This window comes from Phenylobacterium sp. SCN 70-31, from assembly GCF_001724605.1.
GTDB lineage: Bacteria > Pseudomonadota > Alphaproteobacteria > Caulobacterales > Caulobacteraceae > Phenylobacterium.
On record NZ_MEEX01000010.1, the window covers coordinates 59,469 to 73,974 of the forward strand.

13 protein-coding genes are annotated in these 14,506 nt (G+C 69.8%); 7 read left to right on the top strand and 6 right to left on the bottom strand.

What is annotated here, in order from left to right; genetic code table 11:
* The first annotated feature begins 51 nt into the window (after positions 1 to 51).
* The gene (locus tag ABS78_RS09990) at positions 52 to 819 is read left to right on the top strand and encodes a sulfite exporter TauE/SafE family protein (protein ID WP_293377957.1); all 768 of its coding nucleotides are present in this window, start codon (positions 52 to 54) and stop codon (positions 817 to 819) included.
* 37 nt (positions 820 to 856) lie between these two features.
* Here the strand turns inward: ABS78_RS09990 and ABS78_RS09995 are convergent, their stop codons facing one another.
* From ABS78_RS09995 to ABS78_RS10005, 3 genes are all read right to left on the bottom strand, one after another.
* Entirely contained in the window at positions 857 to 1,267 is a 411-nt protein-coding gene (locus tag ABS78_RS09995) for a flagellar export protein FliJ (protein ID WP_293377960.1), read from the bottom strand.
* Between the two features lie 58 nt (positions 1,268 to 1,325).
* A complete protein-coding gene (gene fliI / locus ABS78_RS10000) occupies positions 1,326 to 2,663 on the bottom strand; it encodes a flagellar protein export ATPase FliI (protein ID WP_293377963.1) in 1,338 nt (445 codons plus the stop codon).
* A gap of 67 nt (positions 2,664 to 2,730) precedes the next feature.
* Complete coding sequence (locus ABS78_RS10005) at positions 2,731 to 3,093, bottom strand: hypothetical protein (RefSeq protein WP_293377966.1); 363 nt, start codon at positions 3,091 to 3,093, stop codon at positions 2,731 to 2,733.
* A 284-nt stretch (positions 3,094 to 3,377) separates the two neighbouring features.
* Between ABS78_RS10005 and ctrA the strand changes: the two genes are divergently transcribed.
* The 5 genes from ctrA (at position 3,378) to ABS78_RS10030 (ending at position 9,378) form a co-directional block, all read left to right on the top strand.
* On the top strand, positions 3,378 to 4,079 hold the full coding sequence (ctrA, locus tag ABS78_RS10010) for a response regulator transcription factor CtrA (RefSeq protein WP_293377969.1): 702 nt from the start codon (positions 3,378 to 3,380) through the stop codon (positions 4,077 to 4,079).
* Positions 4,080 to 4,190: 111 nt separating this feature from the next.
* Complete coding sequence (locus tag ABS78_RS10015) at positions 4,191 to 6,575, top strand: M20/M25/M40 family metallo-hydrolase (protein ID WP_293377972.1); 2,385 nt, start codon at positions 4,191 to 4,193, stop codon at positions 6,573 to 6,575.
* Positions 6,576 to 6,637: 62 nt separating this feature from the next.
* Complete coding sequence (gene arsC, locus ABS78_RS10020) at positions 6,638 to 6,988, top strand: arsenate reductase (glutaredoxin) (RefSeq protein WP_293377975.1); 351 nt, start codon at positions 6,638 to 6,640, stop codon at positions 6,986 to 6,988.
* Between the two features lie 176 nt (positions 6,989 to 7,164).
* The gene (locus ABS78_RS10025; RefSeq protein WP_293377978.1) at positions 7,165 to 8,505 is read left to right on the top strand and encodes a M23 family metallopeptidase; all 1,341 of its coding nucleotides are present in this window, start codon (positions 7,165 to 7,167) and stop codon (positions 8,503 to 8,505) included.
* Between the two features lie 69 nt (positions 8,506 to 8,574).
* Complete coding sequence (locus tag ABS78_RS10030) at positions 8,575 to 9,378, top strand: methyltransferase domain-containing protein (RefSeq protein ID WP_293377981.1); 804 nt, start codon at positions 8,575 to 8,577, stop codon at positions 9,376 to 9,378.
* Between the two features lie 83 nt (positions 9,379 to 9,461).
* Here ABS78_RS10030 and ABS78_RS10035 read toward each other — a convergent pair whose 3' ends face one another.
* Positions 9,462 to 10,544, bottom strand: coding sequence for a Zn-dependent alcohol dehydrogenase (locus tag ABS78_RS10035; protein ID WP_293377984.1), 1,083 nt, complete (start codon positions 10,542 to 10,544; stop codon positions 9,462 to 9,464).
* Between the two features lie 155 nt (positions 10,545 to 10,699).
* On the opposite strand from ABS78_RS10035, the gene chrA reads away from it, so the two are divergent.
* Entirely contained in the window at positions 10,700 to 11,878 is a 1,179-nt protein-coding gene (gene chrA / locus ABS78_RS10040; RefSeq protein ID WP_293377987.1) for a chromate efflux transporter, read from the top strand.
* Positions 11,879 to 11,883: 5 nt separating this feature from the next.
* Here the strand turns inward: chrA and ABS78_RS10045 are convergent, their stop codons facing one another.
* The gene (locus tag ABS78_RS10045) at positions 11,884 to 12,807 is read right to left on the bottom strand and encodes an alpha/beta hydrolase (protein WP_293377990.1); all 924 of its coding nucleotides are present in this window, start codon (positions 12,805 to 12,807) and stop codon (positions 11,884 to 11,886) included.
* 80 nt (positions 12,808 to 12,887) lie between these two features.
* Complete coding sequence (locus ABS78_RS10050) at positions 12,888 to 14,498, bottom strand: long-chain-fatty-acid--CoA ligase (protein ID WP_293377993.1); 1,611 nt, start codon at positions 14,496 to 14,498, stop codon at positions 12,888 to 12,890.
* Between the last annotated feature and the right edge of the window lie 8 nt (positions 14,499 to 14,506).

The following is a 14,506-nucleotide window of genomic DNA, read 5'->3' on the forward strand; positions in this document are numbered from 1 at the left end:
GGCATGTTGACCGACGCCGCTTCGACGCAGGATCTGGGCTGACGCGCACCCATGGATCCCGACTTCTGGCTCTTCCTGGCCGTGGGGTTCGCCGCCCAGCTCGTCGACGGCGCGCTCGGCATGGCCTACGGCGTCATTTCGACCTCGGTGCTGCTGAGTTTCGGCGTCACCCCGGCCAACGCCTCGGCCAGCGTCCATGCCGCCAAGGTCTTCACCGGCGCGGCCTCGGGGCTGTCGCACATCCTCTACCGCAACGTGGACTGGAAGCTGCTGGCGCTGCTGGCCGGCGGCGGCGTGGTGGGCGGCGTCGGCGGAACCTATGTGCTGACTTCGGTTCCAGGTGAGGCCGTGAAGCCCTACGTGGTCGCCTGGCTGTTCCTGATGGGGCTCATCATCCTCTACCGGGCCTGGCGTCAGGCCCGCCCCAAGGTGTTCTCCTGGAAATCTCCGTTCCCGCTCGGCCTCGTCGGCGGCTTCTTCGACGCCATCGGCGGCGGGGGCTGGGGACCCGTCGTGACCAGTTCGCTGATGGGCGCCGGCGCAGACCCGCGCAAGGCCATCGGCACGACCAACACAGCCGAGGTCTTCGTCGCCGCCGCGACGGCGGGCGCCTTCCTGGTGAGCCTGTTGACGGGACATTGGGAGACCGAGGGCCTGGACGGCCTGTTGTGGTCCCTCGCCGGACTGATCGTGGGCGGCGTGATCGCGGCCCCGCTCGCCGGATGGATGACGAAGGTGCTGCCCACCCGCGCCCTCACCTGGATCGTCGGCCTTCTGGTGGTCTCGCTGGCGGCCTGGCAGGCCTGGATGCTGTTCTGAGGCGCCTCGACAGAGGCGTCGCCGGAGACGCTCCGGATCAGATCACCGCGCGCTTGCGCAGCCCCATCTCGTCCATCGCGGCGGCTTCGCGGCGACCCGCCTCCCTGCGCGCTTCCAGCCGGATGTTCTCGGCGATGTGCTCGTACTTCTTCTGAGCCTCGAACGCCTCGGCCAGCGCGTCGCGCGCGCCCTGCTCCTCCGCGAGGACGATGTCGATCTCGGCCCGGATGCGGCCCTTGCGGATCTTGAGCCCCTCGAAGAAGCCGGCGCGGTAGATGCCCGCAGCCGCGTCCTGGGCCGAAAAGGCCATTTCGGCCTCGCCCTCGGCTTCAAGCATCGTCAGACGCAGCTCCGCCGCCACACGCCGGTCGACGATCTCGGCCAGGCGCTTCTGAAGCACCTCGGCCTCGTAGGTCGAGAGCTTGATCAGGGATTCGGCCCAGCTCATCCCTCAATGCTCCTGTCGGAACGGCGGAGGATCGTGCGAAGCTCTTGGCGAAGCCGGCTCACTCAGGCGCTCCGTTCAGGATATCGGACAGGCCGGCGAAGCTGGCGTCCAGGCTGGTGGAGTCGTTCGGATTCTGTGAAAGGAACCTCTCGACCGCGGGATTGAGCGCGATGGCCCGGTCGATCAGCGGATCGGCGCCGGCGCGGTAGGCGCCGATGCGGATCAGTTCCTCCATGTTGGCGTAGGCCGACAGGCTCTCGCGCGCCTGCCGCACCACCTCGCGCTCTTCCATCGACTGGCAGCCCGGCATGGTGCGGCTGATCGATTTCAGCACGTTGATGGCTGGGAACCGGCCGCGTTCGGCGATGCCGCGTTCCATGACGATATGGCCATCCAGGATACCGCGGACGGCGTCGGCGATCGGCTCGTTGTGGTCGTCGCCATCCACCAGCACCGTGAAGAGCCCCGTGATCGGTCCCGCCTTGGTGCCGTCCGGACGGACCGGCCCAGGTCCCGCTCGCTCCAGCAGCTTGGGCAGTTCGGTGAAGACGGTCGGCGTGTAGCCCTTGGTCGTCGGGGGCTCGCCCGCGGCCAGGCCGATCTCGCGCTGGGCCATGGCGAAGCGTGTCACCGAGTCCATCAGGCAGAGGACCTCCATGTCCTGGTCGCGCAGGAATTCGGCCAGCGCCAGGGTCATGTAGGCGGCCTGGCGGCGCTTCAGCGCCGGCTCGTCCGACGTGGCCACCACCACGATCGCGCGACGCAGCCCCTCCTCGCCCAGGGTCTCCTCGATGAACTCGCGGACTTCGCGGCCCCGCTCGCCGATCAGACCGACGACGACGGCATCGCACTCGGCGTTCTTCGCCAGCATGGAGAGCAGGACCGACTTGCCGACGCCCGAACCGGCGAAGACGCCGAGACGCTGGCCGCGACAGCAGGTCGTGAAGACGTTCATCGCCCGCACGCCCAGGTCCAGGCGCTCGCCGACCCGCGCGCGGGCGTGCGCCGACGGCGGCGAGGCGCGCAGCGGATAGGCGGCGATCCCCTGCGGCAGAGGTCCCTTGCCGTCGATCGGTTCGCCGAAGGCGTCGACGATCCGCCCGAGCCACGCCTTGCTGGGGCGAACGGCCGAACCCAGGGGCTGGATGCGGATCTCGGCGCCGGGCGCCACGCCCTCGACCGGCCCGAAGGGCATCAGCAAGGCGCGGTTTTCACGGAAGCCCACCACCTCGGCGGCCACCGGCTTCTCCGCGAAACGGGCGATCTCGGCGCGGGCGCCGACGGCCAGGCGGGACAAGCCGCCTCGCGCCTCGATGAGAAGGCCGTTCACGGCTGCGACGCGGCCGGAAACCGTCAGTGGATCCAGCCGCTCGACCGCGGCCACCAGGCTTTGCAACGCCCACCCCTCAAGCTGTGGCGGGACTATTCGCCCGCCGTGCTTAAGGGGTGGTGAAGACCCGGGGTCAGTGCAGGTCGGGAACGGTGGGCGGCGCCGCGGCGGTTCGCCGCGTCCGGGCCCGGGCCGCGACCTTCTCGCCGGCCGTCCGGGCCTGGTCCACAAGGGCTTCGCCCTTGGCCTTCGCGTCGTCGAGCAACGCCTGACCCTTATGACGCGCGTCGTCGAGAACCGGCTGCGCGGCGGCCCCGATCTTCTCGCGGTTGCGCCAGGCCAGGACCCCGGCCAAGCCGACGACGGCCGCGCCGACCAGGAGCGCCGGATGACGCGCGGCGTAGCGCATGACCGGAGCCAGCGCCGCACCCTGCTTCAATGGGTCTCGCCGCCAGGGCATGCGATAGGATTCGAGGGTCTTGGGCAGGTCTACCATGAGGGTCTCCGAACAGGACTGTTCCGAACAAAACCCCTGTCCGCACAAGGCGTTCCCGCCCCACGCTTCGACTCCCCTGTCCAATCACGAAAGATTCAACGGCCCGACGACTCGCTCAGGCGCCCGCCCAGCTTGAGTCGGATTCTCAAATCGGATTAACGATTCTCGACGGAGAGCCAGCCTCATTAACCGGTCTTAAAGGACGGCGGGGCAGGTTAACGACGATCCATGGGGCGGATTCACGAGAATTCGCGCGGAATGCGGGGACGCGGCAGGAGAGCCTAATGCGCGTATTGTTGATCGAGGACGACAGCGCGACGGCGCAAAGCATCGAGTTGATGCTGAAATCGGAAGGATTCAACGTCTACACCACCGATCTCGGTGAGGAAGGCGTCGATCTCGGCAAGATCTACGACTACGATCTCATCCTCCTCGACCTGAATCTGCCCGACATGTCCGGCATGGACGTCCTGCGGACGCTTCGCGTGGGTAAGATCAACACCCCGATCATGATCCTTTCCGGCACGGCCGAGATCGAAACGAAGGTGAAGACCTTCTCGGGCGGCGCCGACGACTACATGACCAAGCCGTTCCACAAGGACGAACTGGTCGCCCGTATCCACGCTGTGGTCCGCCGCTCCAAGGGCCATGCGCAATCGGTCATCAAGACCGGCGACATCGTGGTGAACCTCGACGCCAAGACCGTGGAAGTGAACGGCATCCGCGTGCATCTGACCGGCAAGGAATATCAGATGCTCGAACTGCTCTCGCTCCGGAAGGGCACGACCCTCACCAAGGAAATGTTCCTGAACCACCTGTACGGCGGCATGGACGAGCCCGAACTGAAGATCATCGACGTCTTCATCTGCAAGCTCCGTAAGAAGCTGGCCGCCGCCGCCGACGGCAAGCACCACATCGAGACGGTCTGGGGCCGCGGCTATGTGCTGCGCGACCCTCAGGAAGGCGCGATCACCGTCGCCGCCTGAAGCCGTCTCTTCGATCCCGCATCGCGAACGCCCGGCCCCGCGGCCGGGCGTTTTCGTTTTGGCGCGATGCGGTCTAGCCTTCATCCAGGACTCAACGGGGAGGGTCGGGGCGTGCGTCGCTATTTCGCGCTGCTCGTTGCACTGATGCTGGGCTCATGGATCGCGTTCAGCGATCAGGTCCTTCCGGAATCCGCCCCCGTGGGCGCTCCGGCGGTCGAGTTCTCGGCCGAGCGCGCCTTCGCCGACGTGACGCTGCTGGCGCAGGAGCCTCATCCGATGGGCTCGCCGGCCAACGCCAGGGTGCGCGACCTGCTGGTCGGCAGGATGGCCGAACTGGGCCTGTCACCGGAAGTGCGTCCGGGGGTGGGCGTCCTCCAGCCGCGCGGGGCGTCGGACCTCCTCGTCGCCGGGCCGGTCGAGAATGTCGTGGGCGTCCTTCCCGGGCGGGACCGGAGCAAGCCCGCGGTGGCGATCATGTCGCACTACGACAGCGTACCCGGCTCCCCCGGCGCCGCCGACGACATCATGGGCGTGGCCGCGTCGCTGGAGGCCGTCCGGGCCATCAAGGCCCGCGGCGCACCCGCGCGCGACGTGATCCTGATCTTCACCGATGGCGAGGAAGCGGGGCTCCTGGGCGCCAACCACTTCTTCCGCCGCGATCCGTTGGCGAAGCGGATCGGCCTGGTGGTCAACCTGGAGGCCAGGGGCTCGACCGGGCGAGCCAACATGTTCCAGACCAGCCCGCAGAACGGCGAACTGATCGACCTCTTCCGGAAGACGGCGGTGAAGCCCGCCTCGTCCTCGCTTTCGGTGATGCTCTACGAGCGCATGCCGAACGACACCGACCTGACCGAGACGCTGGCGGCCGGGATCGCCGGCCTCAACTACGCGATCATCGGCCGGCTGTTCGATTATCACAGCGCCACCTCCACCCCACAGAACCTGGAGCGCGGCTCCCTGCAGGACATGGGGACCCAGGCGCTGGCCGTCGTCGCGGAAGCGGCCTTCGCACCCGAATTACCGGGCAAGGCTTCCTCGCCGATCTACGCCAACCTGTTCGGCGACACCGTCATCGCCTACCCGGTGTGGTTCGGCTGGGTGATCCTGCTGGCGATCGCGGTGATGCTGGCGTTCTCGGTGCGGTGGGCGCGGCACTCGGGCGAGTTCCCGGCCGCCGACATCCTTCGCGGCGCGGGCGCCCTGGCCTTCGGCGCCATCGGCACGGTGGCCGTGCTCCAGTTCGCACGCCGACTCACGGGGGCCGGCTTCGGCTTCATCGACCAGCGGTTTCTCCTGGCCCAGGCCACGCCCTGGGAATGGGCGATCATGCTCATGTCGCTGGGCTTCCTGATGCTTGCGGCCGGCGACCTGGCCCGCGGCCGGCGCTGGATGGCCGCGATCCCGGCGGTGCTGGGGCTCGCATGCTCGATGTTCGGAGAGTTCGACGTCATCGGCGCCGTGGCCGGCGTCGTCGCCGGGGTCATCGGAGTCTTCGTCTATTCCGGTCGCGCGGGACGCAAAGGCGCCTGGGCGGGCGTGCTGGGTCTGGGCTTCATCATCGCGGTGGGCCTCCAGGCGCTGGCGCCGGCGGCCTCGTATGTCGTGGTCTGGCCGCTGCTGGTGGGTGCGGTGGGGGCGATGGCGACCGCCCTGAGCGCCAAGCGCGGTCTGATCCCCACGATCATCCTCGTCGTGCTCGCGGCCGGCGCGCTGGGGTGGCAGGGCGGCATCTCCCACTTCGCCTTCGAGGCGATGGACCTGATGCCCTTGTTCGCCATCCAGATGCTGACCGCGGGCCTCGTGGTCTGGCCACTGGCCCAACCGGACGCGGGCGCACAGAAGGGGCTCGTGATCGGCGGCCTCCTGCTCTTCGGCGGTCTGGCGCTGACGCTGTTCATCCGCGCCGAGTCACCCTGGTCGCCGCGGTATCCGCAGGCGAGCTACATCGCCTACCAGGTGGATCAGGACACCGGCCGGGCCTGGCGCTACAGCCCGGAGTTCGACCGCACCGACTGGACCCGCAAGGTGTTGTGGGCCGAGGGCGCCGAGCCGCAACTCACCCGTCACTGGGCCTGGCGGCGGCCCATGCTGGCCGCGCCCACGACCCCGACGGCCGAACCTTCGCCCGACATCAGCGCGACGCGAACCCCGGACGGACGGCTGGAGGTCCGCGCGGTCGCGCCGCCCGGCGCGCGCACCCTGGCCCTTCAGCTCCGCGCCAGCACCGCCGCCCAGGTCACCAGCGTCGAGGGCGTAGCGGCCGGGCTGGCCCTGCCCGCCGGCCAGTGGGTGCGGGTGATGTGGCAAGCGCCCGGCGACGGCCTGGACCTCGTGATCCGGCCCGGCGGACCGGGGCGCCTGGACGTCCGTTACACCGCGGGCTTCGACCGCTGGCCGACGGGCGTCGCCCCCCTTCCCTCGCGGCCGGCCGACGTGATGGCCTGGGACACCTCGGACTCCACCTTCGTCTCGGGCTCGCGCGCCTTCACCTGGTAGCCGACGCCTGTTCACCGGCTTCGGAAGGGTGACGGGCTTCGACCGCCGCGGTATCGGAGCGCATGAGCAACGTCGTCATCTATCACAACCCGTCCTGCGGGACCTCGCGCAACACGCTCGCGCTGCTGCGCGAAAAGGGGATCGAGCCGCAGGTCGTGGAGTATCTGAAGGCCGGTTGGACCAAGGCCCAACTCGAGGATCTCGCCACGCGGATGGGCGGAAGCGTGCGCGACATCCTGCGCGTGAGGGGCACGAAGGCCGAGGAACTGGGGCTCACCGACCCGTCCGTCTCGGACGAAGCGATCATCGCCGCCATGATCATCGACCCGATCCTGGTGAATCGGCCTATCGTCGCAACTTCGAAGGGTGCGGCGCTGTGCCGTCCCGCCGAACTGGTGCTGGGACTGATCTGACCGCCTGAGACAACAACCCGAGACCGAAGGCAGCCGACGCCGAAGCGGGACCCAAGGCCGCGTAATTGCCGTGATTTCAGGCGAGGTGCGCATGCCGAAGGCGCTCGCGAGGCCAGGAGACGCAACGGCGACTCCGTTCATCCGGAGTTGAGTGTCTGTCGCTAGCAGGGGTGGCGATGCAGGAGTTCGACCCGCGTAAGTTCTCGACCCGCCAGGCGCCGCGTGTCGCCATAGCATTGGCGGTGGCCACGGTGGCCGGCCTGATCGGATGGCAGACGGCGTTGCGGCTGGACGGCGCCGCCAGCCCCGCCCTGGCGCCGGCCCAGGCCGCCGCCCTCCAGCACGCGGCCTTCGCCCGCGCCGAAGCGCAGCCCGGTTATGGGCGCGCGGAGAACGTCTCGGTTTCCGTCCGGCCCGGCGAGACGCTGGAACGCGCCGTCCAGCGGGCGGGCGTCAGCGCCGAAGACGCCCAGCTCATGGTCGGAACCCTGAGCCGGGCGATGGACACGGTGCGGATCAAGGCCGGGCTCACATTCGATGCGGCGGTGGCGCAGCCGAGGGCCGGCGACGGCGAGGCCAAGCTCATCGGCCTGTCGCTGCGCACCGGCCCGGCGACGGCGGTGACCGTTTCGCGCACGTTCGACGGCGCTCTGCGCCTAAGGGCCCTCGAGGAGAAGGTCGTCGAGCAGACAACCGTCGCCCACGGCGAAATCCAGGGTTCGCTCTACCAGAGCGCCCAGCGCCTGGGCGCGACGCCGGCGATCACGGCGCAGGTCGCCAAGCTGTTCGCCCACAAGCTGGACTTCCAGCGTGACATCCAGCCGGGCGACGACTTCCGCCTGGTGTTCGACCGCAAGGTCACCGAGAGCGGACGCACGATCGAGACGGGCGACCTGACCTACGCCGAACTGCACGGCGTGAAGTTCTTCCGCTTCCAGCGCGACGACGGCCAGGTCGACTACTTCGACGAGCATGGCAAGAACGTCCGGGGCTTCCTCCTGCGCACGCCGATCGACGGCGCCCGCCTCACCTCGGGCTTCGGCAAGCGCCGGCATCCGATCCTGGGCTATGCACGGGCGCACCAGGGCGTCGACTTCGGCGCCGGCAACGGCGCCCCGATCCTGGCCGCCGGTGACGGCGTGGTGGTGAAGGCGCAGCGCTGGGGCGGCTACGGCAACTGGCTCCAGATCCGGCATTCGGGCGGCTGGGACACCGGGTACGCCCACCTCTCGCGGTACGCCAAGGGCGTGCGTCCGGGCCTCAAGGTCCGCCAGGGTCAGGTTGTGGGCTATGTCGGGTCCACCGGCATGTCGACCGGGCCCCACCTGCACTACGAGGTCTGGCAGGGCGGGCGACGCGTGAACCCGGTGGGCGCCAAGGTTCCCCAGGGCACGGTGCTCGCCGGCGGTGAACTGGCGCGTTTCAAGGCCGAGAAACTGCGTGTCGAGCGCCTCCTCGCCGAAGGTCCCGCTCAGGCGCGGACGATAGCCGCCGTCGAAAGCGCATCCGGTCGCTGAAGACCCCGGCCTTGCGCCGCGGGCGCCGGGGCGAATATCAGGTGTTCTGGGCTGACCCCTGGAGCGCCGATGGGCCTGACGACGAACGCCATCCGCCTGGTTCGCGAACGGGTCGCCGGATGGACCGGGGACGCCGACCAGGAAACCCTGAACGACCATCTCCGGCTGCTGGCCCTCTGGCGTTCGAAGATGCTGGCGAACACCTATGTCCAGCGTGAGGGGTCGCGGATCTGGGGCGGTCCCTTCGCCGGCATGGACTACCTCCGGGACGCGACCGAGGGCGCGCTGATCCCCCGGCTGCTCGGCACCTACGAATCCGAGCTGCATCCCCACCTCGAGGCATTCGCCGCCGAAGGCCTGGACTGCGTGATCGATGTGGGCTGCGCCGAGGGCTATTACGCCGTGGGCCTGGCGCGATTGATGCCGCAGGTGGAGGTCCACGCCTTCGACATCGATCCCAAGGCGCGCGCCGCCTGCGCCGAGCTGGCGCAGCGCAACGGCGTGGCGGATCGTATCCGGATCGGCGGAGAATTCAGCCCCGACGGGTTCGAAGCCTTCGCCGGACGGCGCGTCCTGGTGTTGGTGGACGCCGAGGGCGCGGAGGTCGACATCCTTCAGCCCGAGCTGAGCCCGGCGCTGGCCGGCATGAACATCATCGTCGAGACCCACGACCTCTATCGACGCGACGCCCTGGCGACGATGATGGCGCGGTTCTCGGCCAGCCACGACATCGTCCGCGAGGATCTTCAGCCCAAGACGGTCACCGGCCCGCCCTGGCTGATGGCCATGCCCCAGTTGGACCAGTTGCTGGCGGTCTGGGAGTGGCGCCAACGGCAGACGCCCTGGCTCGTGATGCGCCCCAAGCCGGCCTGAGCGCGCCGGACGTTCCGCGTCGCCGCCGTGGGGACCGACCGGGGGCGCGCGACCGCACGCCCCGGACGCTCCCGCGCCGTGGATCAGGCGTCGAAGACGATGACCGAGCGGGCCACGGCCCCGGTCTTCATTTCCTCGAAGGCCTCGTTGACCTGGTCGAGCCGGATGCGGCGGCTGATCATGTCGTCGAGATGCAGCTTGCCGGCCATGTAGGCGTCGACCAGCCGGGGCATGTCGACGGGGAAACGGTTCGAGCCCATCAGCGAGCCCTGGATGCGCTTCTCCCCCAGGAAGGCGGCGCCCATCAGGCTGATGGTCTGGCCCACCGGGATCATGCCGATGACGTTGGCGGTGCCGCCGCGGGCCAGCATGTTGAACGCCTGCTCGGCGGTGGCGGCCAGGCCGATGGCCTCGAAGCTGTGCTGCACGCCGCCGCGGGTCATCTCCAGAACGGTCTTCACGGCGTCCGGACCGCCCAGGACGAAGTCGGTGGCGCCCATCGACTTGGCCAGGTTCTCCTTGCCCGGCGCCATATCGATGGCGATGATCCGCCCCGCGCCGGCCAGCGCCGCGCCGTTCACGGCCGCCAGCCCCACGCCGCCGCACCCGATCACCGCCACCGTGTCGCCCGGGCGGACGTTCGAGGTGTGGATCACGGCGCCGACGCCGGTCATCACGCCGCAACCGATCAGGGCCGCACGATCGAGCGGCATGTCCTTGCGGATCGAGACGCAGGCGTTCTCGTGGATCAGCATCTGCTCGGCGAACGACGAGAGGTTCAGGTACTGGAGCATCGGGCCGTTGGCGGCCGACAGGCGCGGCTCGTCGTCGTCACGGCGCTTGGTCTCGGGCGACACGCAGCGGGCCATGTGGCCGGTGACGCAATGATCGCAATGGCCGCAGAAGGCCGAGAGACAGGTGATCACGTGATCGCCCGGCTTCACGCTGCGCACTTCCGACCCCACCGCCTCGACGACGCCCGCGCTCTCGTGGCCCAGGACCGCCGGCATCGGATGAGGATACTTGCCCTCGATGAAATGCAGGTCCGAGTGGCAGACGCCGGCCGCGGCCGTGCGGATCAGCACCTCGCGCGGACCCGGCTTCGAGATCTTCACGTCCTCGATCTGAAGCGGCTTGCCCACTTCGCGCAGAACGGCGGCTTTCATGGCGTTCCCCTCTCTCACAATCTCGAACTGATGTTTGATCGAAGACTTATCGCTGTTCAGACGGCGGAGGGAAGCCCCTTCGGGCAAAAGGGTCGACAGGCGCCGCCGGGCCTTCCATCTAGCGGGTCATGGACGCTGCGCCATCCCCCCGGTCCGTGACCGCCTTCGACGTCTTCCTGGCGTTCCTGAAACAGGGGCTGACGGCCTTCGGCGGGCCGGTGGCGCACCTCGCCTACTTCCGCCGCGAGTTCGTGGAGCGTCGGGGCTGGGTCTCGGAGGCCGCGTTCGCCGACCTCATCGCCCTGTCGAACTTCCTGCCGGGGCCGGCGTCCAGCCAGGTCGGCATGGCCATCGGGCTGAGACAGGCGGGACTGGCCGGCGCCCTGGCGGCGTTCGCGGGCTTCACCTTGCCCGCGGCCACTGCGATGATCCTGCTTGGCCTTGCGTCGAAGGACCTGATCCGCCAGTTCGGCGACGGCTGGCTGCACGGCCTGAAGCTGGCGGCCGCCGCCGTGGTGCTCCAGGCGGTGGTCCAGATGGCCCGGACTCTGGCGGTGGGGCCGATCCGCGCGGGATTGGCCATCGGCGCGGGCCTCGGCCTGTTCGTCGCCCAGGGCGCGGCGGCGCAGATCGCGGTCATCCTGGCCGGCGGCCTGTTCGGAGTCCTCATGCTGCGCGGGGACGCCCCGGCGGCGACGCCGGACCTGGAGACCCCCGTCGTCGACACCGGCAGCGCCCTGATGGCGCTGGGCCTGTTCGTGCTGCTCCTGGCCGGTCTGCCCGTATTGGCGGTCGCTCTGCAGAACCCCGGGCTGGGCCTGGCCAGCGTGTTCTACAGGACCGGATCGCTGGTGTTCGGCGGCGGCCACGTGGTCCTGCCGCTGCTGGAGCGCGAGGTGGTCGCGAGCCGGTGGGTCGACCGCGACACCTTCCTCGCCGGCTATGGCGTGATGCAGGCCTTGCCCGGACCGCTGTTCAGTTTCGCGGGCTTCGTCGGCGCGGCGCAGACTTACGGGCCACGCGGGGTCGTGGGCGGCCTGATCGCCCTCTTCGCCATCTTCCTGCCCAGCCTGCTGCTGGTGACCGGCGCCCTGCCCTTCTGGGACCGGCTGAAGCGCGAGGGCTGGGCGCGCGGCTTCATGGCCGGCGTCGGCGCGACGGTGGTGGGCGTCCTGGCCGCCACGCTCTGGGACCCGGTGACGATGGAGACGATCCGCCGCCCCGCCGACTGGGCCCTTCTGGCGGCGGCCTTCGTGTTCCTTCAGGTCGCCAAGCTGCCGCCCTGGCTGGTGGTCGTGGGCTTCGCCGTCGCGACGGGGGTGTTGCTGGGATGAGCGCCTCAGCCCGCCGTCACCGTCTTCGGCGCCGGCTTGAAGGGCCACCAGCCGGCGAGGCTGGGCCAGGGGAACGTCCGAGCGGGCTTGCGCGGGGGCAGGCACGACTCCAGCGCCTCGAGCAGAATCTCGGCGGGGCCGTCGTTCAGGAAGTGGTTGGCGCCCTCGGTCCGGACCACGCGGATCGGGCGGCGGGTCACGGTTTCGGCCGCCAGCTTCTCGGCGACCTCGAGCGGGGCGAAGTCGTCCTTGTCGCCGTGGATCATGTGGATCGGGATGTTGAGCCGGCCCAGCGCCCGCTTCGCATGGCGGAGCTGCGGCTTCTGGCCCGTCACCTCGACGACGGCGTGGCGCAGGTCCTTCGGGATCACCTTCAGGGTGCGGCCGCCCATGTCGAGCAGCCACCGCGCCGTCGGGCCCGCCTCGCCGAAGAAGCCGGAGAGAAGGACGAGGCCCGCCACCCGGCCGCGGTTCTGCTCGGCCATGATCGAGGCGATGGCGGCGCCGTAGCTCTGGCCCACCAGCAAAACCTTCTGGCCCCGCGCGGCCTGCAGCACAGGCCCCAGCGCTTCGGCCTGGACGCGGATGTCGGTGACGGGGTGCAGCGGCTCGGACCCCGCATAGCCCGGGCGGTCCACCACGACCATCTCGCGATCCTGGGGCAGCTCGGCCAGGGTTTCGGCCCAGTACTCCGCCCAGGACGGCGCGCCGGTGATCACCACGATCTTCCAGGCGGTCGGCTTCTCACGCGGTGTCTCGAGCGCCGAGATTCGCCACCCGTGGCCCCCGCCGGCGGTGAAACTGGTCCGGCGCACCACCGTATCGGGATAGTCCAGCGACGTGGGCGCATGCTCGGTGCGCCCGCGGGCTGCGGCCTCGATCGCCGCCCACCCGATCGCAAGAACGCCTTTCGGTCGCTTCCGCGCCACGCACCCACCTCCGACTGGCTCTACAGTGTCACCTGCAGACGCTAACGCACGGTGGACACGGCGGTTCTATGGCGCCGCCGTCACGAGGCCGGCGCAATCGCCAGTTGCTCGCGCAATTCGCGTTTCAGAACCTTTCCGGTCGGCCCGATGGGCAGCGCGTCCACGATCCGCACCTCGTCCGGCGTCCACCATCGGGCGACGCGATCGGCGACGTGAGCCTTGAGCGCCTCGGGCTCGGCCGAATGGCCCGGTCGCAGGACCACCAGCAACAGCGGCCGCTCGTCCCACTTGGGATGCGGCACGCCGACGGCCGCCGCCATGGCCACCGCCGGGTGCGAGCAGACGGCGTCCTCCAGATCGAGCGTCGAGATCCACTCCCCGCCCGACTTGATCACGTCCTTGGCCCGGTCGGTGAGGCGCAGGTAGCCCTCGGCGTCGATCGTGGCGATGTCGCCGGTGTCGAACCAGCCGTCCTCGGTGAAGGCGGCGGCGCCGTCCTGCTTGAAATAGGCGGACGCGGTCCAGGGCCCTCGCACCTGCAGCGCCCCCGGACTCTGGCCGTCGCGGGGCTGCTCCACGCCGGCCTCGTCCACGATCCGCAGGTCGACGCCCCACAGGCCCCGGCCCTGCTTCAGCTTCCGGCGGGTGGCGGCGCCCGGGTCCTCGCCGGCGTGCTCGGGCAGAGCCGTGTTGATGACCCCCAGCGGGCTCATCTCGGTCATGCCCCAGATCTGGCGCACCGTGGCGCCCAGCTTCTCCTCCACCCGGTCGATCAGGGCCGCGGTGGGCGCCGAGCCGCCGATGGCCACGTTGCGCACCGTGGAGAGACGGCCTCCCGTCTGGTCCAGGTGGTCCAGCACGCCGACCCAGATGGTGGGAACGCCCAGAAGGAAGGTCGCCCCCTCCCCTGTCGCCAGGTCGCAGATCGAGGGCCCGTCGAGCTGCCGGCCGGGCAGCACCAGCTTGGCCCCCACCAGCGGCGCCGCATACGGCGTACACCAGGCGTTGGCGTGGTACATCTGAGCGCAGGGCAGGACGGTGTCGCGGGCCGACAGGTCGAAGGCGTCGGGGAGCGCCAGCGCCAGCGCGTGGATCACCGTGGAGCGGTGGCCGTAGAGCACGCCCTTGGGGTTGCCGGTGGTGCCCGACGTATAGCAAAGGCCCGAGGCCTGCCGCTCGTCCAGCTCGGGCCAGTCGAAGTCGGCCGTCTCGGCGGCGATCAGGTCCTCGTAGACCAGGGCGCCGGCCGGCGCATGGGCCGCGTCGGTCATGGCCACCACCGTCCGCACCGTCGGCATGCGCGGCGCGAGCCGGGCCACCTCGTCGGCGAAGGTGATGTCGAAGAAGAGGACCGCGTCCTCGGCGTGGTTGGCCACCCACACGATCTGGTCCTCGTGCAGGCGGGGATTGATGGTGTGGAGCACCGCCCCGATCCCCGTGACGGCGAAATAGAGTTCGAAATGGCGGTGGGTGCTCCAGGCCAGGGTGGCCACCCGGTCGCCCGGCTTCACGCCCAGCCGCAACAGCGCCCTCGCCATCTGCTTCGCCCGCGCCAGGGCGTCGCGATAGCTATAGCGGTGGATCGGCCCCTCGACCGTGCGCGTCACCACCTCGCGGTCGCCGTGATAGAGCGCCGCATGCTCCAGGATCGAAGGCAGCGTCAGCGGCCGGTCCATCATCAGAGCGCGCATGTCCGTTT